The organism is Arthrobacter sp. 10T44, assembly GCF_056393885.1.
The window spans coordinates 181563-200229 of the sequence record NZ_JBFTGT010000007.1 but is presented as its reverse complement, the minus strand read 5'-3'; the positions used below and the strand labels follow the sequence as shown (position 1 = coordinate 200229).

General features: G+C 68.3%; 16 protein-coding genes. 10 read left to right on the top strand and 6 right to left on the bottom strand.

Going from position 1 to position 18667, the window contains the following annotated elements; all coding sequences use genetic code 11:
• Positions 1 to 31: 31 nt before the first annotated feature.
• From AC1DBL_RS13270 to AC1DBL_RS13255, 4 genes are all read right to left on the bottom strand, one after another.
• Positions 32 to 1171, bottom strand: coding sequence for a bifunctional 2-methylcitrate synthase/citrate synthase (locus AC1DBL_RS13270; RefSeq protein WP_441418915.1), 1140 nt, complete (start codon positions 1169 to 1171; stop codon positions 32 to 34).
• Positions 1172 to 1233: 62 nt separating this feature from the next.
• Positions 1234 to 2136 (bottom strand): methylisocitrate lyase, encoded by a 903-nt coding sequence (gene prpB / locus AC1DBL_RS13265; RefSeq protein WP_441418914.1) that lies wholly within the window; start codon positions 2134 to 2136, stop codon positions 1234 to 1236.
• Entirely contained in the window at positions 2136 to 3656 is a 1521-nt protein-coding gene (locus tag AC1DBL_RS13260) for an MmgE/PrpD family protein (protein ID WP_476892770.1), read from the bottom strand. The genes prpB and AC1DBL_RS13260 overlap by 1 nt, the downstream gene beginning before the upstream one ends.
• 10 nt (positions 3657 to 3666) lie before the next feature.
• Positions 3667 to 4308 carry a GntR family transcriptional regulator gene (locus AC1DBL_RS13255; RefSeq protein ID WP_441418912.1) on the bottom strand — a complete coding sequence of 214 codons (642 nt, stop codon included), beginning with the start codon at positions 4306 to 4308 and terminating at the stop codon, positions 3667 to 3669.
• 183 nt (positions 4309 to 4491) lie between these two features.
• Here AC1DBL_RS13255 and AC1DBL_RS13250 point away from each other — a divergent pair, with 183 nt between their 5' ends.
• On the top strand, positions 4492 to 6411 hold the full coding sequence (locus AC1DBL_RS13250; RefSeq protein ID WP_476926289.1) for a propionyl-CoA synthetase: 1920 nt from the start codon (positions 4492 to 4494) through the stop codon (positions 6409 to 6411).
• 56 nt (positions 6412 to 6467) lie between these two features.
• On the opposite strand, the gene AC1DBL_RS13245 is transcribed toward AC1DBL_RS13250, so the two are convergent.
• Together AC1DBL_RS13245 and AC1DBL_RS13240 are read right to left on the bottom strand one after the other, a co-directional pair.
• A complete protein-coding gene (locus tag AC1DBL_RS13245) occupies positions 6468 to 7187 on the bottom strand; it encodes a response regulator (protein WP_476926288.1) in 720 nt (239 codons plus the stop codon).
• On the bottom strand, positions 7184 to 8905 hold the full coding sequence (locus AC1DBL_RS13240; RefSeq protein WP_476926300.1) for a sensor histidine kinase: 1722 nt from the start codon (positions 8903 to 8905) through the stop codon (positions 7184 to 7186). Before AC1DBL_RS13240 ends, AC1DBL_RS13245 begins: the two co-directional genes overlap by 4 nt.
• A gap of 134 nt (positions 8906 to 9039) precedes the next feature.
• Between AC1DBL_RS13240 and AC1DBL_RS13235 the strand changes: the two genes are divergently transcribed.
• From AC1DBL_RS13235 to der, 9 genes are all read left to right on the top strand, one after another.
• On the top strand, positions 9040 to 10407 hold the full coding sequence (locus AC1DBL_RS13235; protein ID WP_441418908.1) for a cation:dicarboxylate symporter family transporter: 1368 nt from the start codon (positions 9040 to 9042) through the stop codon (positions 10405 to 10407).
• Positions 10408 to 10706: 299 nt separating this feature from the next.
• Positions 10707 to 11606, top strand: coding sequence for a ParA family protein (locus AC1DBL_RS13230; protein ID WP_441418907.1), 900 nt, complete (start codon positions 10707 to 10709; stop codon positions 11604 to 11606).
• A gap of 14 nt (positions 11607 to 11620) precedes the next feature.
• A complete protein-coding gene (locus AC1DBL_RS13225) occupies positions 11621 to 12463 on the top strand; it encodes a segregation and condensation protein A (protein WP_476926287.1) in 843 nt (280 codons plus the stop codon).
• Positions 12464 to 12555: 92 nt separating this feature from the next.
• The gene (gene scpB / locus AC1DBL_RS13220) at positions 12556 to 13176 is read left to right on the top strand and encodes an SMC-Scp complex subunit ScpB (protein WP_441418937.1); all 621 of its coding nucleotides are present in this window, start codon (positions 12556 to 12558) and stop codon (positions 13174 to 13176) included.
• Positions 13177 to 13285: 109 nt separating this feature from the next.
• On the top strand, positions 13286 to 14488 hold the full coding sequence (locus AC1DBL_RS13215; protein ID WP_441418905.1) for a pseudouridine synthase: 1203 nt from the start codon (positions 13286 to 13288) through the stop codon (positions 14486 to 14488).
• Between the two features lie 3 nt (positions 14489 to 14491).
• Positions 14492 to 15601 (top strand): prephenate dehydrogenase, encoded by a 1110-nt coding sequence (locus AC1DBL_RS13210; RefSeq protein ID WP_441418904.1) that lies wholly within the window; start codon positions 14492 to 14494, stop codon positions 15599 to 15601.
• Positions 15601 to 16359: a (d)CMP kinase gene (cmk, locus tag AC1DBL_RS13205; protein ID WP_476892765.1), complete on the top strand. Its 759-nt coding sequence runs from the start codon at positions 15601 to 15603 to the stop codon at positions 16357 to 16359. The genes AC1DBL_RS13210 and cmk overlap by 1 nt, the downstream gene beginning before the upstream one ends.
• 49 nt (positions 16360 to 16408) lie before the next feature.
• Positions 16409 to 17107 (top strand): lysophospholipid acyltransferase family protein, encoded by a 699-nt coding sequence (locus tag AC1DBL_RS13200; protein WP_476893026.1) that lies wholly within the window; start codon positions 16409 to 16411, stop codon positions 17105 to 17107.
• Positions 17104 to 18654, top strand: a complete 1551-nt coding sequence (der, locus tag AC1DBL_RS13195; protein WP_476926286.1) for a ribosome biogenesis GTPase Der — start codon at positions 17104 to 17106, stop codon at positions 18652 to 18654. The genes AC1DBL_RS13200 and der overlap by 4 nt, the downstream gene beginning before the upstream one ends.
• The last annotated feature ends 13 nt before the right edge of the window (positions 18655 to 18667 follow it).

Sequence of the window (18667 nt, the reverse complement as noted above, 5' to 3'; positions counted from 1 at the left end):
TTTGTTGCTCGCACTGGCTAAGTCATGCTGTCTACGGCACGTGCCGTTCCTCGACACCGTTGTATTCGCTCAGCGGGCGGATCAGCGAGTTCGAGTCCAGCTGCTCCATGATGTGCGCGGTCCAGCCGGTGATCCGGCTGGCGACGAACAGCGGAGTGAAGGTGGGGGTGTCGAATCCCATCAGGTGGTACGTCGGTCCGGCCGGGTAGTCGAGGTTCGGCTTGATCGCCTTCGCCTCGTCCATCGCGGCCTCGAGTCCGTTGTAGAGCCCCAGCAGCTCCGGACGGCCGTAGTGCGCGATCATCTTGTCCAGGGCCGCCTTCATGGTGGGAACCCGGGAGTCGCCGTGCTTGTACACACGGTGGCCGAAGCCCATGACCTTCTTCTTGTGCGCCAGGGCATCTTCCATCCAGGCCTTCGCCCGGACCGCAGCCTCGTCGAGCGACTCCTCCTGCCGGATGCCGATCTCGTCGAAGGTGTGCATGACCGCCTCGTTCGCGCCGCCGTGCAGCGGCCCCTTCAGCGCCCCGATGGCGCCGGTCACGGCCGAGTGCAGGTCCGAGAGCGTGGAGGTGATTACCCGCGCCGTGAAGGTCGAGGCGTTGAAGGAGTGCTCGGCGTACAGGATCATCGAGACATTGAAGGCCTCCACTACTTCCTGGACCGGCTCCTCGCCGAAGGACATCCATAGGAAGTTGGCGGAATAGCCCAGGTCGTCACGGGGCTCCACCGCTGCCTGCCCGTGGCGACGGCGCTGGTCGTAGGCCACCACCGCCGGCATGGCGGCGAAGAGGTCCACGGCCTTGGCCATGTTGGCCTCCCGCGAGGAGTCCTCGGCGAGCGGGTGCCGGGCGCCCATCACCGACGCCGCGGTGCGGCAGACGTCCATGGGGTGCGAGGTGATCGGCAGCGCGTCGATGACCTGCTTGACGACCGGATCCAGGGCACGTCCCGCGCGCTCGGCGGCGGTGAACTCCGCCAGCTGCTCCGGCGTCGGCAGCTCGCCGTTCCAGAGCAGGTAGGCCACTTCCTCGAAACTGCACTTGGCGGCCAGCTCCTGGACGGGGTAGCCGCGGTAGAGCAGGGAATTGGTGTCCGGGTTGACCTTGGACACCGCGGTGTAGTCCACCACGACGCCGGCAAGGCCCTTTTTGATCTCATTTTCAGCCATGCTGAAACTCCTTTGTTCCTAACGCCTGTTGACCGGCCGGGGCCGGCAGTCCGGTGGGGGTGTCAGATGCCGGGGATCTGGAAATTGAAGACCCCGGTGTCAAAGCGGTTGTACGCCTCGTAGTCGACGAGGTCGTAGAGACGCGCACGGGTCAGCATGCTCGAAACCTGTGCCTCCTGGGTGCCGTCGGATTTGATCGATTCCAGAGTACGCTCAGCAGCGCCCATGGCACTACGGAGCAGCGTTACCGGGTAGATGACCATGTTGACGCCGACGCCGGCCAGCTCGTCGACCGTGAACAGCGCGCTCTTGCCGAACTCGGTCATGTTGGCCAGAATCGGCACGTCGACGGCGTCGCGGATGGCCTGGAACTCGCTGAGGTCCTTCATGGCTTCCGGGAAGATCGCGTCAGCGCCGGCTTCCACGAGGGCCTTGGCCCGCTGCTGCGCCGCCTCGAGCCCATCGGTGGCCCGGATGTCGGTCCGGGCCATGATCAGGAAGTTGGGATCCCGCCGGGCGTCGGCCGCGGCCCGGATCCGCTTGGTCGCGGTGTCGAGGTCCACAACGTTCTTGCCGTCGAGGTGGCCGCAGCGCTTCGGGTTGAACTGGTCCTCGATGTGGCAGCCGGCCAGGCCCGCGTTCTCGAGCTCCTGGATGGTGCGTGCGACGTTCATCGGCTCGCCGAAACCGGTATCGGCGTCGACGATCGAGGGCAGGTCCGTCATCCGGGCGATCTGCCCGGCCCGGGTGGCCACCTCGGTGAGCGTGGTCAAGCCGATGTCCGGCAGGCCGAGGTCATTGGCGAGGACGGCGCCGGAGATGTACACCCCGGCGAATCCCTTTTCCTCGATCAGCCGGGCCGAGAGCGGGTTGAACGCACCCGGGAACTGCTGGATTGTCCCGGAAGCAAGCAGCTCCCGGAACCGGATCCGCTTCTGCTCCGGCGTGGTCTTCGAATACAGCATTAGAAGAGTCCCTTCGGGGCGGCTGCCAGGTCGATCACGCCGTCGGCTGCCTTGATGTTGAGCTGGTCGAGCTCGCCGGCGGCGAGTTCGGGAAGCCGCGCGGCGGCGGCCAGGAAGCGCTCGATCTCGTCCTCGGCCACGAGGCCGGCGGCGAGGGTGCGGAACTTGTTGACGTACTGCTCGCGGGCGAACGGCCGGGCGCCCAGCGGGTGCGCGTCGGCGACGGCGATCTGGTCGGTGATGACGGTGCCGTCCTTGAGCGTGATCTCCACGGAGCCGCCGAAGGCCTTCTCCGCGATGTCCAGCGAGTGGTAGCGGCGGGTCCATTCCGGATCCTCGACCGTGGTCACCTTGTGCCACAGCTCCACCGTGTCCGGGCGGCCTGCGCGCTCCGGGGCGTAGGAATCGACGTGGTGCCAGGCCCCGTCCTGCAGGGCCACCGTGAAGATGTACGGAATGGAGTGGTCCAGGGTTTCCCGGCTTGCCGTGGGGCTGTACTTCTGCGGGTCGTTGGCGCCGGAACCGATCACGTAGTGCGTGTGGTGGCTGGTCTTGATCAGCACGGACTCGACGTTGGCCGGGTCGGTGACCTCGGGGTGCTCGCCGTGCAGCTTGCGGGCCAGGTCAATCCACGCCTGTGCCTGGTACTCGGCGGAGTGTTCCTTGGTGTAGGTGTCCATGATGGCGCGCTTGGCTTCGCCGTCCTCGGGCAGCGGCACCGTGTAGTTGGCGTCGGGGCCATCGAGCATCCAGGCGATGACGCCGTCTTCACCTTCGTAGATCGGCACCGGGGAGGTCTGGCCGCGCATGGCACGGTCGGCGGATTCAACAGCCATCTTGCCGGCAAACGCGGGGGCGTGGGCCTTCCAGGTGGAGATCTCGCCCTTGCGGGACTGGCGGGTGGCGGTGGTGGTGTGCAGCGCCTGGCCGATGGACTGGAAGATGGTCTCGACGTCGAGGCCCAGCAGGGTGCCGATGCCGGCGGCGGCGGAGGGGCCCAGGTGCGCTACGTGGTCGATCTTGTGCTTGTGCAGGCAGATGGCCTTGACCAGGTTGACCTGGATCTCGTAGCCGGTGGCGATGCCGCGGATCAGGTCCTTGCCGCTGGAACCGACGTGCTGGGCGACGGCGAGGATCGGCGGGATGTTGTCGCCCGGGTGGGAGTAGTCCGCGGCCAGGAACGTGTCGTGGTAGTCGAGTTCGCGGACGGCGACGCCGTTGGCCCAGGCCGCCCATTCCGGAGCCACGCGCTCCTCGATGCCGAACACCTTCGAGCCCTTGCCGCCGGTGCTGGGACCGTGGGTGAGTGCCTGGGCGCGGGCGGCGACGATCGGGGCGCGGTTCAGGGAAGCGATGGCCACCGAAGCATTGTCGATGACGCGGTTGATCACCATGTCGGTGACCTCGTCGGAGACGGCGACGGGATCCGCGGCGACCTTGGCGATCTTGTAGGCGAGCTGGTCCTCGCGGGCCAGGTTTTCCTCGCTCTTGTAAACGCGGACGTGGTGTTCCTTAACCATGGTGCTCCTTCTAGTGAGGTACGTGGGTGGCTTTGACGTGGGAAAGGCTTCGGTGCAGATGCAGCGTGGTGGCGGCCTCGGCGAGCCGCGGGTTGCCGGCGGCGATGGCTTCGGCAATGGTGGCGTGCTCGGCGGCCGCTGCGGTGAGGCGCTCGGCGTCGTCGGCCGCCAGCCGGCGCACCCGGACCAGGTGAACGCGCAGGCTGCGCATGGCCTGGACCAGGTAGGAGTTGGAAATAGCGGCGTCGATGGCCGCGTCGAGCCGCCCGACCAGGCTGTAGTAGTCATGGCGTGCGGGGTCTGTGCCATTGATCAGCTCCGGCGCTCGCAGGAGCTCGCGACGCAGTTGCTCGAATGTCGCCGCATCGCCGCGCTCGGCGGCCAGCGCCGCGGCCCTGCCCTCGAGGGTTTCGCGCAGTTCGAAGAGTTCGTCAATGTCCTCGAGGGAAATGTCGGTAACGACGACGCCGCGGCCGCCCGCCGTCGTCGTCAGCCCTTCCGCGCTGAGCCGGCTGAGGGCCTCGCGCAGCGGGGTCCGCGAGATGCCGAGCCGCTCGGACTGTTCGACTTCGGCGAGGACTGTTCCCGGCAGGAGACGCCACTCGATGATGTCGTCGCGCAGGGCGGCGTAGGCCTTGTCACTGGCGCGCATGATGGTCTCCTTCCTCGGCTGACCCGTTCAGTGTATACACAATCGGCAGAATAGCCCACACTTTCCGGCCCTAATCAGCAAAAAGAGCCAGATCCAAGTGTCCGCTGTATACACAGCCCTTGTGGAAGGACCCCAGCAGGGCTACCATGAGCTGCATCACAACGTCGTGGACGGGATTACTTCATGGTCACCAAGAGCTACCGGGACAGTTACCAGCGCAGCGTTGAGCAGCCGGAGGACTTCTGGCTTGAGGCCGCCGGGAAGATCGACTGGAGCACGCCGCCGGGCCGGGCCCTCGACTCCAGCCGCGCGCCGCTTTACAGCTGGTTTCCCGACGGCGTGCTGAACACCTGCTACAACGCCCTGGACCGCCACGTGGCGGAGGGCCGCGGCGGCCAGGACGCCCTGATCTACGACTCCGCCATGCTGGGCACGCAGCAGCGCTTCAGCTACGCCGAGCTCACCGACCTCGTCGCCCGCTTCGCCGGGGTGCTGCGCAGCCACGGCGTCGGCAAGGGCGACCGTGTGGTGATCTACATGCCGATGATCCCGGAGGCCGCCATCGCCATGCTGGCAACCGCCCGGCTCGGCGCGATCCACTCGGTGGTCTTCGGCGGTTTCGCGCCTAAGGAACTCGCCGCCCGCATCCGGGACGCCGACCCCGCCGCCGTGGTCACCGCCTCCGGCGGAATCGAGCCCTCGCGGCGGATCGAGTACCTCCCGGCCGTCGCCGAAGCGCTGGAACTGGCCGGCGCGCCGGAGACCCCCGTGCTGGTCAAGGCACGGGAAGGCTTCACCGCGTCCGCTGCAGACCACGCCGGTTGGCTGGACTGGGACACGGCGATGGCGTCCGCCGAGCCCGCCGCCCCGGTCGACGTCGCAGCCACGGACCCCCTCTACATCCTCTACACCTCGGGCACCACCGGGTCACCCAAGGGCGTGGTGCGGGACAACGGGGGCCACGCCGTCGCCCTGAGCTGGACGCTGGAGAATATCTACGACGTCGGCCCCGGCGACGTCATGTGGACTGCCTCCGACGTCGGCTGGGTGGTGGGGCACTCGTATATTGTTTACGGGCCGCTGCTGGCCGGCGCCACCACCGTGATCTATGAAGGCAAGCCGGTGGGCACCCCGGACGCGGGCGCGTTCTGGCGGGTCATCCAGGACCACAAGGTCAACGTGCTGTTTACCGCCCCTACCGCGTTGCGGGCCATCCGGAAGGCCGACCCCGAGGCGAAGCTGCTCGAAGAATACGACATCTCCAGCCTGCGCACCCTGTTTGCGGCGGGCGAGCGGCTGGACACGGACACGTTCCACTGGGCGTCCCGCGTCCTCGGCGTGCCCGTGGTGGACCACTGGTGGCAGACCGAGACCGGCTGGGCCATCTGCGCCAACCCTCGCGGCCTGGACGGGCTGCCGATCAAGGCCGGTTCGCCCAGCGTTCCGATGCCCGGCTTCAGGCTGCGGATCCTGGACGGCGCGGGCGACGAGGTGGAACCCGGCACCGAGGGGAACATCGTCCTGGGACTGCCCCTGCCGCCGGGCACGCTGACCACGCTCTGGCGCAACGACGAACGCTACATCTCCTCCTACCTGCAGGCCTTCGAGGGCTGCTACGCCACCGGCGACTCCGGTTACCAGGACGAGGACGGCTACCTCTTCGTGATGGGCCGGACCGACGACATCATCAACGTCGCCGGGCACAGGCTCTCCACCGGCGCCATGGAACAGGTGATCGGCCAGCACCCGGCCGTCGCCGAATGCGCTGTGATCGGACTCGCGGACCCCCTCAAGGGCCAACGCCCCAGCGGCTACGTGGTCCTCAAATCGGGGGTGGACGTGCCGGAGGAGATCCTGGTCAAGGACCTGATCGCCCTGGTCCGGCGCGACATTGGCGCCGTGGCGGATTTCAAGCACGTCACGGTCGTGGAGGCCCTGCCGAAGACCCGCTCCGGAAAGATCCTGCGCAAGACCATGCGCCAAATCGCCGACGGCGACGACTATGTGGTGCCCTCCACGATCGAGGACGCCGGCGTGATCGACCAGCTCCTGGAGACGCTGCGGCCCGGCGCCGTGGGCACCCGCCCGTCAACGGCGTCCTAGTCCGCCAGTTGGGTGAGCTGGCGCCGCGGGGGAGAGGCATGGGGCCAGGTGTAGGGCTACGACGCCGGCCGGCTCCAGCGGTACTCGTTCTCCGGCCGGCCGGGGGCGCCGTAGCGTGCGGTGCGTGACACCGTACCGGCGTCCGCGAGGTACTCGAGGTAGCGGCGGGCCGTGACGCGGGACATGCCCAGTGCTTCCATCACCTCGCTGGCCGACACCGCACCGGCCTGCAGCTTCATGAAGTCCTGCACGGAATCCAGTGTCGAGGCGGACAGGCCCTTGGGCAGCGGCAGTTCGGAGGGCGCCCGCAGGCTGGCGAAGGCCTGGTCCACTTCACTCTGGGACGCCCCGGCGCCGGTACCGCCCGGGCCGGGGGAGGCCAGCTGTTCACGGAACTGCCGGTAGCTGCTCAGCTTGTCCGCGAACGTGGCGTAGGTGAACGGCTTGATCAGGTACTGCACGACGCCGGTTGCCACGGCGCTGCGGACGATGTTCAGCTCCCGCACCGCCGTGATCGCGATGATGTCCGCAAAGAGGCCGGCGGCACGCATCCGGCGGGCGATGTCCAGCCCGTGCAGGTCCGGCAGGTTCATGTCCAGCAAGACCAGTTCCACGGGCTGCCCGGCGGCTGACAGGTCCGTCATCAGGCGCAGGGCGGACTGCCCGTCCGGGGCAGACCCGGCCAGGGTGAAGCCCTCGAGCCGGCCGATGTACGCGGCGTGGGCGGCCGCGGCGATCGGCTCGTCCTCGACGACGAGTACGCGGATATCGCTCATTGCTGTTCCTCTGCTGTCCCGGCTGGTTCTTCCCTGGCGCCGTCCGTGGCGCCTCTCGCCGCGCCTGCCGCTGCAGCCGGTGCCGTCGGCAGGGTGACACGGAACAGTGCCCCGGCCGGGCTGGTGATTGTCATGCTACCGCCCAGGCGCTGCACGGCCTGGCGGACCAGGGCCAGCCCGAGGCCGCGCCCGAAGGGACCCGGAGCCTTGGTGCTGAAGCCGTGCCGGAAAACATCCTCCACGGCGTCCGGATCGATGCCGGGGCCGCTGTCCTCCACCGTGATCTCCAGGGCTCCGCCCGCCGAGGAGACACTCAGCTCCACGAGGCGCGGCGGTGGCGCATCGGCCGCGGCGTCGATCGCGTTGTCGAGCAGGTTGCCGAGGATGGCAACGAGATCCTGGACGGCCAGTCCGGTGACCGCCGTGGAGCCGTCGGTGGTGAGGATGAGTTCGACGCCGCGTTCGTGCGCCTCGGCGGCCTTGCCCATGACCAGGGCGCCGAGCACCGGCTCCTCGAGGGAGCTGACCAGGTCATCGGTCAGCCGCTGGCTCAGCTCCAGGTCGTTGGTGGCGAAATCCAGTGCCTCGTTGCCGCGGCCCAGTTCCATCAGGGACACGATGGTGTGCAGCCGGTTGGCGTGTTCGTGGGTCTGGGCGCGGAGGGCGTCGGAGAGCGTCCGCATGGTCTCCAACTCGCTGCCGAGCGACTCGATTTCGGTGCGGTCCCGGATGGTGGCCACCGTGCCGTAGATGGGGGTACCGGAGGCCGCCGGCCGCTGCCGGGCCGCGGCGGAGCGGGGCCCGACCGCGGGGCCCTGGTTCACCACCAGGACACGCGGGCCGGTCAGGTGGATTTCGTCCTGGGCGGTCCGGCCGGATTCGAAGAGTTCCTTGAGGCTGGGGGCCAGCGGCAGTTCCGCCAGCGACGGCGCGTCCGGTCCGCGGCCGCCGGAGGACCCGCCGTCGACGGCGCGGGGCGGCACCCCGAGCAGCGCGGCCGCCTGGTCGTTGTACATCACCACCTTGCCCTTCGGGTCAATCAGGATCACCCCCTCGCGGACCGAGTGGAGCACCGACTCGTAATAGGCGAACAGCTGCGCCAGCTGCTCCGGGCCCCAGCCGCGGGTAACCCGGCGGAGGTAGCGGCCCAGCAGCCAGGAGGCCACCGAACCGCCGGCCAGCAGGGCCACTGCGATCGCGAGCAGCGCCGGCAGGCGGCCGGAAAACGCGACATCCACCGTCCCCACCGTCACGCCCGCCGCCACCAGGGCCCGGACCTTGCCGTCGGCGTCCTTGACCGGGGCGATCGTCCGCACGGACGGTCCGAGTGTGCCGGCCATGATCTCGGTGAAGACCTCGCCGCGCAGGGCCGCGTCGATCGAGCCGATGTAGGGCTTGCCCAGCTCCTCGTTGCGGGGATGGGTCCACCGGGTCCGGTCCGGCGCCATGATCGTGATGAAGTCCGCGCGGGCGTCCCGCATCACCTCCAGGGCGTAGGGCTGGAGCCTCGCCGAGGGATTGGGGGCGCTCGCCGCCTGCAGCACCAGGGGGTTGTCTGCCACCGCGGTGGCGATCCCGGCCATCCGCCGGCCGGCTTCCTCGTAGGCGTGGTCGCGGGCGTCGACGAAGGTGGCCGTGCCGACGACGGCGGTCAGGGCCAGCATGAACAGCAAGTGGGCCACAAACAGCCTGCGGGCGATGCTCCAGTGATGGATCAACTGCACCTTCCATGACCAATATGAACGCAACGGTGATGCGCGTCACTTCATCCCCAATGATGGAGAAACACGCAGAACGGACGTGATGCGCACCCCAAGCCGCATCGAAGTCCAGCCTATCCAAGGAGAACACCATGGCCTCTCAACGAGGAGAGTCAGCGGCAACCGCCGCGGCGCCGGTCAAAAAGCGCAAGGGGCTGGACAAGTCCCACTACCTGTACATCGCAGTCATTGTCGCCGTGGTCCTCGGCGCCCTGGTCGGCCTGATCTTCCCCGAGGTCGGCAAGTCCCTCAAGCCGCTCGGCGACGGCTTCATCAAGCTCATCAAGATGATGATCGCCCCCGTCATCTTCTGCACCATCGTGCTGGGCATCGGCTCGATCGCCAAGGCCGCCACGGTCGGCAAGGTCGGCGGCCTGGCCCTCGGCTACTTCATCGTCATGTCGACCTTCGCGCTGGCCATCGGCCTCGTCGTCGGCAACCTGATCCACCCGGGTGAGGGCCTCAAGCTCGCCCCGTACGATCCCAACAAGAAGGCCGCCACGGACAGCACCGTCGACTTCCTGCTCGGCATCATCCCGGGCGACATCCCCGTGCTGCCCACCCTGCTCGCCGCCATCCTGGTCGGCTTCGCGCTACAGAAGATGGGCCCGCAGGGCACCCCGATCCTGAAGGCCATCGGCCACGGCCAGGCCCTCGTGTTCCGCATCCTGATCATGGTCATGTGGCTCGCCCCGGTCGGCGCATTCGGTGCGATCGCCGCCGTCGTCGGCGCCACCGGCGTGCAGGCCATCATCAGCATGGCCACCCTCATGGTCGCCTTCTACATCACCTGCGCGGTGTTCATCGTCGTGATCCTGGGCGGCCTGCTCCAGGTCGTCTCGGGTGTCAACATCTTCCGCCTGATGCGTTACCTCGGCCGCGAATACCTGCTGATCTTCTCCACGTCCTCCTCCGAAGCGGCCCTGCCCCGCCTGATCGCGAAGATGGAACACCTCGGTGTCTCCAAGCCCGTCGTCGGCGTCACGGTCCCCACCGGCTACTCCTTCAACCTCGACGGCACGGCCATCTACCTGACCATGGCCTCCCTGTTCGTCGCCAACGCGATGGGCACCCCGCTGGACCTGGGCGCCCAGATCTCGCTGCTGATCTTCATGATCATCGCCTCCAAGGGCGCCGCCGGCGTCACCGGCGCCGGCCTCGCCACCCTGGCAGCGGGCCTGCAGGCCCACCGTCCGGAACTGCTTGGCGGCGTGGGCATGATTGTCGGCATCGACCGCTTCATGTCCGAGGCCCGCGCGCTGACCAACTTCACCGGCAACGCCGTGGCGACCGTCCTGATCGGCACCTGGGTCAAGGAGATCGACGGCGGACAGGTCGAGCGTGTCCTCTCCGGCGCCGAGCCCTTCGACGAGCAGACCATGATCGCCGGCCACACCGGGCACGTGGCCGCCGACCAGCCAGCCGGCCAGGCCGCGCAGCCGGTGCCGGTCAACGCCTGAGCACCAGCCCGAACGCACTGAAATCGCCCGGACGCGCACCCCGCGTCCGGGCGGTTTCGTTTGCGGCGGGGCCCCGGCGCCAGGCAACCCTCGACCTCTACCAGAGGGTCAAGGCGCGCGGAACGGCGGTTGTCAAGGTCCGTCGAATACCGTGTCGGGGGCTGTAACCTTGGGAGGAATAACGATCCTTGCCGGGCGGCCGCAAGCAAGATGAGGCCGCAACATGAGCCAGTCAGCACAACAAGCAGCCGGCAGGGTCAGGCACGAAAATCACCGTCATCGAAAGTGTGGATAGATACGTGAGCAGCGAACAGGGTTCAGCCACTCTGGAAGGCACCGGACTCGACCTGGAAGACGCCATCATGGGCCCCACCGGGCGCCCCCAACGCGACTTTCCGGAGCCCGCGCCGCTGTCATCCCACGGCCCGGCCCGGGTCATCGCCATGGTCAACCAGAAGGGCGGCGTGGGCAAAACCACGTCCACCATCAACCTGGCCGCTGCCCTGGCCGAATACGGCCGCCGCGTGCTGCTGGTCGACTTCGACCCGCAGGGCGCCCTCTCTGCCGGCCTCGGCACCAATCCGCACGAGCTGGACCTCACGGTCTACAACGTGCTGATGGACCGCAAGGTCGACATCCGCGACGCCATCCAGAAGACCGGCGTCGAAAATGTGGACCTGCTGCCGGCCAACATCGACCTCTCCGCTGCGGAAGTCCAGCTCGTGAACGAGGTCGCCCGTGAACAGGTCCTGGACCGGGCCCTGAAAAAGGTCGAAGACGACTACGACGTTGTCCTGATCGACTGCCAGCCCTCGCTCGGGCTGCTCACGGTCAACGCGCTGACCGCGGCGCACGGCGTCATCATCCCGCTGATCTGTGAATTCTTCGCCCTGCGCGCCGTGGCGCTGCTGGTCGAGACGATCGACAAGGTCCAGGACCGGCTGAACCCCCGCCTGCAGGTCGACGGCGTCCTCGCCACCATGTACGACTCCCGCACCCTGCACGGCCGCGAGGTCATCGCCCGGCTGGTGGAGGCCTTCGGGGACAAGGTCTTCGAGACCGTGATCAAGCGCTCCATCAAGTTCGCCGACGCCACCGTGGCTGCCGAGCCGATTACCAGCTACGCCGGCAACCACGCCGGTGCCGACGCCTACCGCCGCCTGGCCAAAGAGCTGATTTCGCGCGGCGGCGCGCCCTAACCAGGGCTATGGCGGTGACGGGAACCGCGACGGCAGAGCTGTCGCCGCCCGGGAAGAAGCCCGGATTCGAGGTCCGGCTGGCCAACTTCACCGGCCCTTTCGACCTGCTGCTGGGCCTGATCTCCAAGCACCAGCTGGACATCACCGAGGTGGCGCTGGCCACGGTCACCGACGAGTTCATCAAATACATCAAGGGGCTGCAACGGCTGGGGGAGGACTGGGCCCTGGACGAGGCCAGCGAATTCCTGGTCATCGCCGCCACCTTGCTGGACCTCAAGGCGGCCAGGCTGCTGCCCGCCGGCGAGGTCGAGGACGACGAGGACATCGCGCTGCTCGAAGCCCGCGACCTGCTCTTCGCCCGGTTGCTCCAGTACAAGGCCTTCAAGCAGGTTGCCGGACTGATCGGCTCGACGCTGGAGCTGGAGGGCCGGCGCTACCCGCGGCAGGTCGCCCTGGAGGGCCAGTTCGCCGCCCTCCTGCCCGAGCTGGTCTGGAAGCACACCCCGCAGCAGTTCGCGGCTCTGGCCGAAGCGGCCCTGAAGCCCAAGGAAGCAGCCCCCACCGAAGTGGGCCTCGAACACCTGCATGGCACGCCGGTAAGCGTGAAGGAGCAGGCCGAAATCATCGGCCACCGCCTGCGTCTTGGCAAGGCACTCACCTTCCGGGCCCTGATCGCCGACGCCGAGTCCACCCTCGTAGTGGTGGCCCGGTTCCTCGCGCTGCTGGAAATGTTCCGGGACAAGGCAGTGGGCTTCGACCAACTGCTTCCCCTCGGCGAGCTGTCCGTGCACTGGACCGCCGACGACCCGGACTGGAGCAGCGACAAGCTGAGCGAAGAATACGAGGAGCAGCCGTGACCGAAGCACCCACCTCTGCCACAGCCGGCGGGGCCCCATCAGGCGCGGCCGGATCCGACGCTGGCGACTCCCGGGTTCCGGACGTTTCCGGACTGCCCGGCGGCGCCCGTGCCGCGCTGGAGGCCGTGCTCATGGTGGTCGACGAACCGGCCACGGCCACGGAGCTGGCCGCCGGCCTGAACCTGACGGTCGACGTCGTCGAGGGCCTGCTCGGGGAACTGCAACGGGAGTATAACGGCTATACTGGTAATGCCCCGGATGCGGACGACGCCAGCACTGCGATTAATCGTGCTGGTTTCGGTGCCGCCCCCCGGGGTTTTGAATTGCGGAATATCGCCGGAGGCTGGCGGATCTATTCCCGCGCTGAGTTCGCCGACGTCGTAGGCGGATTCGTGCTGGAAGGACAGACAGCCAGGCTGACGCAGGCGGCGCTCGAAACGCTCGCCGTCATCGCCTACCGCCAGCCCGTTTCCAGGGCGCGGGTGTCTGCAATTCGAGGGGTCAATGTTGACTCCGTCGTGCGGACGCTGACCCAGCGCGGACTGATCGAGGATTCGGGAACCGATCCTGAGTCCGGGGCCATCCTGTACCGCACGACGTCGTATTTCCTCGAACGTATGGGAATCGGCTCGGTGGCTGAGTTGCCTCAGCTTTCGCCCCATCTTCCAGGGCTTGAAGGCATAGCAGAGTTTTACGACGCAGGAAGAATGTAGGCAGGAATGCTGCCTACGTAACGAGTATCCACCAGGGCAGAACCATTTGCCCGGCCGGTGGGGGCTGCCGTGAGGCAGCCGCCGCGGGCCAACAAACGAAGGACGGGTCATGACACAGGCGGGACGCCAGGGTTCACCACGTAACGGTTCGGGACGCACCAGCGCCGGACATCAATCAGCACGCACCCAGGGTGCGGGCGGCGCCGGCCGAGGCCAGCGCGACTTCTCCAAGGGCGGCGGCGACCGCCCGTTCAAGCGGCCCAAGCCGCGCGAAGAGGCTTTCATCGATCCGGACCTGAACCCCGCGGGTTCAGCTCCGGAATCCGGGGACCGCAACGGCGCCAAGCCGGCAGCGCGTAAGCCGGCCGCCCGCAAGCCTGCGGCACGCAAGCCCGGTGCCGGCAAGGTCCCCGGTACGCCGGGCGCGCTCAAGCCCAAGCCGCGCATCGGCGCCGGAGCGGCCAAGGCCACCGGTTCCAGCGCGTTCGGCGGCGAACGCTTCGGCCAGAACCTCGGCCCGGTCCGGAAGCCGGCCCGCAAACGCGGCCCGCGCGGACCCGTGCCGCAGTCCGAACTGCACGATGCCGACGGTGTCCGTCTGCAAAAGGTCATGGCCTCCGCCGGCGTCGCCTCCCGGCGCGTCTGCGAGGAAATGATCGCCGAAGGCCGCGTCGAGGTCGACGGCCAGGTCGTCACCGAGCTCGGCATGCGCGTCGACCCCAAGGCGTCCGTGATCCACGTGGACGGCCTGCGCATCCAGCTGGACGAAAACATGGTCTACATGGTGTTCAACAAGCCCAAGGGCGTTGTCTCCACGATGGAAGACCCGGACGGCCGTCCGTGCGTCAGCGATTTCGTCCGCAACCACCACGGCGAACGCCTTTTCCACGTCGGCCGGCTCGATGTCGCCACCGAGGGGCTCCTGCTCCTGACGAACGACGGCGAACTCGCCAACCGCCTGACGCACCCCTCCTACGAGGTGCCCAAGACGTACCTCGTCCAGGTCCGCGGGCCGTTCCCGCAGGGCGTCGGCGCGCAGCTCAAGGCCGGCGTCGAACTCGAGGACGGCATTGCCTCGGTCGACTCCTTCAAGCTCGTCGACTCGACCCCGGGCCACGTGCTGATCGAGGTCGTGCTGCACTCGGGCAAGAACCGCATTGTGCGGCGCCTCTTCGACGCCGTCGGTTTCCCGGTACTGCGCCTGGTCCGCGTCAAGGTCGGTCCCATCGGCCTGGGCGACCAGCGCCAGGGCAGCATCCGCAACCTCGGCAAGCAGGAAGTCGGCCACCTGCTGGCATCCGTGGGGCTGTAAGGCATGTCCGCTTTTCGCACCCACGGCCGCGGCCACCTGAACGGGCCGGTCGTGGTCGTGGGCACCGGACTGCTGGGCACCAGCATCGGGCTGGGGCTCCGGGGCCGCGGCGTCGCCGTGTTCCTCTCCGACCCGTCGCCTACCAACCAGGCCGTCGCCGTCGACATCGGCGCAGGCCTGCCCTTGGCGCGCCTTGACGGCGAAACGCCGGAACTCGTCGTGGTCGCCGCGCCGCCGGACGTGACCTCCGACGTCGTCGCCCGCGCCCTCGCGGACTACCCGCAGGCCGTTGTGGTGGACATTGCGAGCGTCAAGGCGTCCATCCAGGCGGAGCTGCGCGAGCGCGGCGCCGACCTGGGCCGCTACGTCGGCACCCACCCGATGGCGGGCCGGGAAAAGTCCGGCCCCGTCGCCGCCCGCGGGGAACTGTTCACCTCGATGCCGTGGGTGCTCTGCCCCACGCCGGAAACCCGGCCCGAGGCCCTGCAGGCGGCGCGTGCGCTGGCCGGGGACCTGGGCGCCGTCGTCTCCGAATTCGGTGCCGAGGAACACGACGAGGCCGTGGCGCTGGTCTCGCACCTGCCCCAGGTCATGTCCTCCCTCGTAGCCAGCCGGCTGCAGGGAACCCCGCTGCACGCGCTCTCGCTGGCCGGCAACGGGCTGCGGGACGTGACCAGGATCGCCGCGAGCGACCCCACGCTCTGGGTGCAGATCCTCGGCGCCAACGCGGGCAAGGTCGTGGAGATCCTTTACGGCGTCCGCGAGGACCTGAACCGGCTGATCGGAACCCTCGAAGATCCGACCGCGCCCGGTGCCAGGCTGGACCTTGCCCAGCTGATCAGCGAAGGCAACGCCGGCCAGGCCCGGATCCCGGGCAAGCACGGCGGACCGCCGCAGGCCTACTCCTGGCTGACCGTCCTGGTGGACGACACGCCCGGCCAGATCGCCAGGCTCCTGACCGAGATCGGCGAGATCGGCGTCAACCTCGAGGACCTCCGGCTGGACCACTCCTCAGGACAGAATGTCGGCATGGTGGAACTCTCCGTGCTGCCCAACAAGCACGAGCTGCTCATCGAAGCCCTCAACGACCGTGGATGGCGGGTACTCCAGTAATGACCCAGGAACTCATTGAAACGGTGGACGTCGTCCGCCCCGGCAAGAGCCTCGTCGTCGCAATCGACGGCCCCTCCGGCTCCGGCAAATCCAGCGTCAGCAAAGAGGTGGCGCGCCGGCTCAGGCTGGCCTACCTCGACACCGGCGCCATGTACCGGGCCCTGACCTGGTTCTGCCTTGACACCGGCCTGGACCTCGCCGACGCCGAAGCCATCGAAGCCGCTGCCGAGACGCTCCAACTGGAGATCAGCACCAGCCCGCAGGAAGAGTACGTCCGGGTCGCGGGTGCCGACATCACCGAGGCCATCCGTGAACCGGGCATCTCCGCTGCGGTCAGCGCGGTCGCCACCACGCTCGGGGCACGGACCGAACTGATCCGCCGGCAGCGCGCGCTGATCGAAAAGCACCACCGCCGCATGGTGGTGGAGGGCCGGGACATCACCACCGTCGTCGCTCCCAATGCCGAGGTGCGCATGCTGCTCACCGCCAGCGAAGAGGCCCGGCTTCGCCGCCGCGGCATCCAGCTCGGCGGCAGCCAGAACGCCGAACAGCTTGCCGCGCAGGTCACTGCGCGGGACGCCAAGGACTCCACCGTGGTGAACTTCACGCAGGCCGCCGACGGCGTGGTCACGCTGGACTCCTCGGACCTGGACTTTGCCCAGACCGTTGACGCGGCCCTCGGGATCGTGCACCGGGTCGTCACCCACACGGCCATCAACCACACGGCCATCAACCACACGGCCATCAACCGTGACTGAGGGCTCAGCCGGGGCGCAGCTTCCCGGCCGCTGGTTCAAGCACGGGACCATGGCCTGGAGCCGGCCGGTCGGCTGGCTGCTGGACCATCTGGTGTACCGGACCTCCGTCCAGGGCCGCGCCAACGTCCCGGCGGCGGGGCCGGTCATCTTCGCCGGAAACCACATCAGTTTCCTGGACGGCCCGGTCATGTTCGGTGCGGCGCCGCGGCCGATGCACATCTTCGTCAAGAAGGAGATGTTCAAGGGCTTCCTGGGCCTGGTCCTGAAGGCCTCCGGCCAGTTGGCGGTGGACCGTTCGGGTGACCGGGCGGCGCTGGAACGGGCCAAGAGCGTCCTCGACGCCGGACGGTGCGTCGGGATCCTGCCCGAAGGCACGCGGGGGAGCGGAGAGGCCGCCGCCATCAACAACGGGGTGGCCTGGCTCGCGCTGAACTCGGGGGCCACCGTGATCCCGGTAGCCATCCTCGGGACCAGGATCAGCGGCGAGCACCTCAACGCGGTTCCCCGTCCCGGCCGGCGGCTGCACGTCAGCTTCGGCGGGGCCCTCACCGTCAGCCGCAGGCCCGGGGAGACCGGGCGTGCTTCAATGGACAGGGTGGGAACCGAGATCCGCGCCGCACTGGCACGGCACGTCCAGGACACAATTCAGAGCAGCGGGCAGCGCCTGCCCGACGCGGATTCACCGCAAGAACCACAGACAGCAGTAGCCGCGACGCCGGCAGATCACCACCTAAGGAAAGTGCAATGAGCGATACGACTCAAACCCCCGGCCATTTTGGCGCCGGCGAAGACGAATACACGCCCACCGGCACGGACCAGGTGGCGGAGAATCTTGCCGCCCTGGACGACGAGGAAGCCGAGCTCCGCGCGGCCTCGCTCCGCGCCGGCCTGGACGACTACGAACTGGACGAGAAAGACGCCGCCCTGCTGAGCGGGCGCTACGAGGACGAGGACTTCGACGGCCCGGTCAAGCTTGACCCCGTCCTGGCCATCATCGGCCGGCCGAACGTCGGCAAGTCCACCCTGGTCAACCGCATCCTGGGCCGCCGCGAAGCCGTCGTGGAGGACACCCCCGGCGTCACCCGTGACCGCGTTATGTACTCGGCGCACTGGAACGGCCGGAACTTCACCGTGGTTGACACCGGCGGCTGGGAGCACGACGCCCGGGGCATTCACGCCCGCGTCGCCGAGCAGGCCGAGATGGCCGTGGAGCTCGCCGACGCCGTGCTGTTCGTGGTGGACTCCGCCGTCGGCGCGACCGCCACGGACGAAGGCGTCATGAAGATGCTGCGCAAGTCGAAGAAGCCGGTCATCATGGTGGCCAACAAGGTCGACGACTTCGCCCAGGAAGCCGACTCGGCCGCGCTCTGGGGCCTCGGCTTCGGCGAGCCGTACCCGGTCTCCGCCCTGCACGGCCGCGGCGTCGCCGACCTGCTCGACCATGTCATGGACACGCTGCCGGAGTTCTCCACGATCGAAGGACTCGAGCGCAGCGGCGGCCCGCGCCGGATCGCCCTGATCGGCCGGCCGAACGTCGGCAAGTCCTCGCTGCTGAACAAGCTCGCCGGCTCCGAACGCGTCGTCGTCGACAACACCGCCGGCACCACCCGTGACCCGGTCGACGAGTTCATCGAACTCGGCGGCCGCACCTGGCGCTTCGTCGACACGGCCGGCATCCGCCGCCGCCAGCACATGGCCCAGGGCGCCGACTTCTACGCCTCGCTGCGCACCCAGAGCGCGCTCGAAAAGGCCGAGGTCGCCGTCGTGCTCCTCGCCGTGGACGAGGTGCTCAGCGAGCAGGACGTACGCATCCTGCAACTCGCGATAGAGTCCGGCCGCGCGCTGGTGCTCGCGTTCAACAAGTGGGACCTGCTCGACGACGAACGCCGCACCTACCTGGAACGCGAAATCGAACAGGACCTCGCCCACGTGGCGTGGGCGCCGCGCGTCAACATCTCGGCCAAGACCGGCTGGCACAAGGACCGGCTGGTTCCTGCCCTGGACACCGCGCTGGAGAGCTGGGACAAGCGCATCCCCACCGGACGGCTCAACGCCTTCCTCGGCGAACTGGTGGCGGCACACCCGCACCCGGTCCGCGGCGGCAAGCAGCCCCGCATTCTCTTCGGCACCCAGGCCTCCAGCCGGCCGCCGAAGTTCGTGCTCTTCACCACCGGCTTCCTGGATCCCGGCTACCGCCGCTTCATCACCCGCCGGCTCCGCGAAACCTTCGGCTTCGAGGGCACGCCGATCGAGGTAAACATGAGGGTCCGGGAAAAGCGCGGCAAGAAGCGCTAATTCCGAACGCGCC

Excerpts from the sequence above, each read along its gene's own strand:
- AC1DBL_RS13270 (WP_441418915.1), bottom strand. The coding sequence starts at position 1,171 with ATGGCTGAAAATGAGATCAAAAAGGGCCTTGCCGGCGTCGTGGTGGAC.
- prpB (WP_441418914.1), bottom strand. The coding sequence starts at position 2,136 with ATGCTGTATTCGAAGACCACGCCGGAGCAGAAGCGGATCCGGTTCCGG.
- AC1DBL_RS13260 (WP_476892770.1), bottom strand. The coding sequence starts at position 3,656 with ATGGTTAAGGAACACCACGTCCGCGTTTACAAGAGCGAGGAAAACCTG.
- AC1DBL_RS13255 (WP_441418912.1), bottom strand. The coding sequence starts at position 4,308 with ATGCGCGCCAGTGACAAGGCCTACGCCGCCCTGCGCGACGACATCATC.
- AC1DBL_RS13250 (WP_476926289.1), top strand. The coding sequence starts at position 4,492 with ATGGTCACCAAGAGCTACCGGGACAGTTACCAGCGCAGCGTTGAGCAG.
- AC1DBL_RS13245 (WP_476926288.1), bottom strand. The coding sequence starts at position 7,187 with ATGAGCGATATCCGCGTACTCGTCGTCGAGGACGAGCCGATCGCCGCG.
- AC1DBL_RS13235 (WP_441418908.1), top strand. The coding sequence starts at position 9,040 with ATGGCCTCTCAACGAGGAGAGTCAGCGGCAACCGCCGCGGCGCCGGTC.
- AC1DBL_RS13215 (WP_441418905.1), top strand. The coding sequence starts at position 13,286 with ATGACACAGGCGGGACGCCAGGGTTCACCACGTAACGGTTCGGGACGC.
- AC1DBL_RS13210 (WP_441418904.1), top strand. The coding sequence starts at position 14,492 with ATGTCCGCTTTTCGCACCCACGGCCGCGGCCACCTGAACGGGCCGGTC.
- cmk (WP_476892765.1), top strand. The coding sequence starts at position 15,601 with ATGACCCAGGAACTCATTGAAACGGTGGACGTCGTCCGCCCCGGCAAG.
- AC1DBL_RS13200 (WP_476893026.1), top strand. The coding sequence starts at position 16,409 with ATGGCCTGGAGCCGGCCGGTCGGCTGGCTGCTGGACCATCTGGTGTAC.
- der (WP_476926286.1), top strand. The coding sequence starts at position 17,104 with ATGAGCGATACGACTCAAACCCCCGGCCATTTTGGCGCCGGCGAAGAC.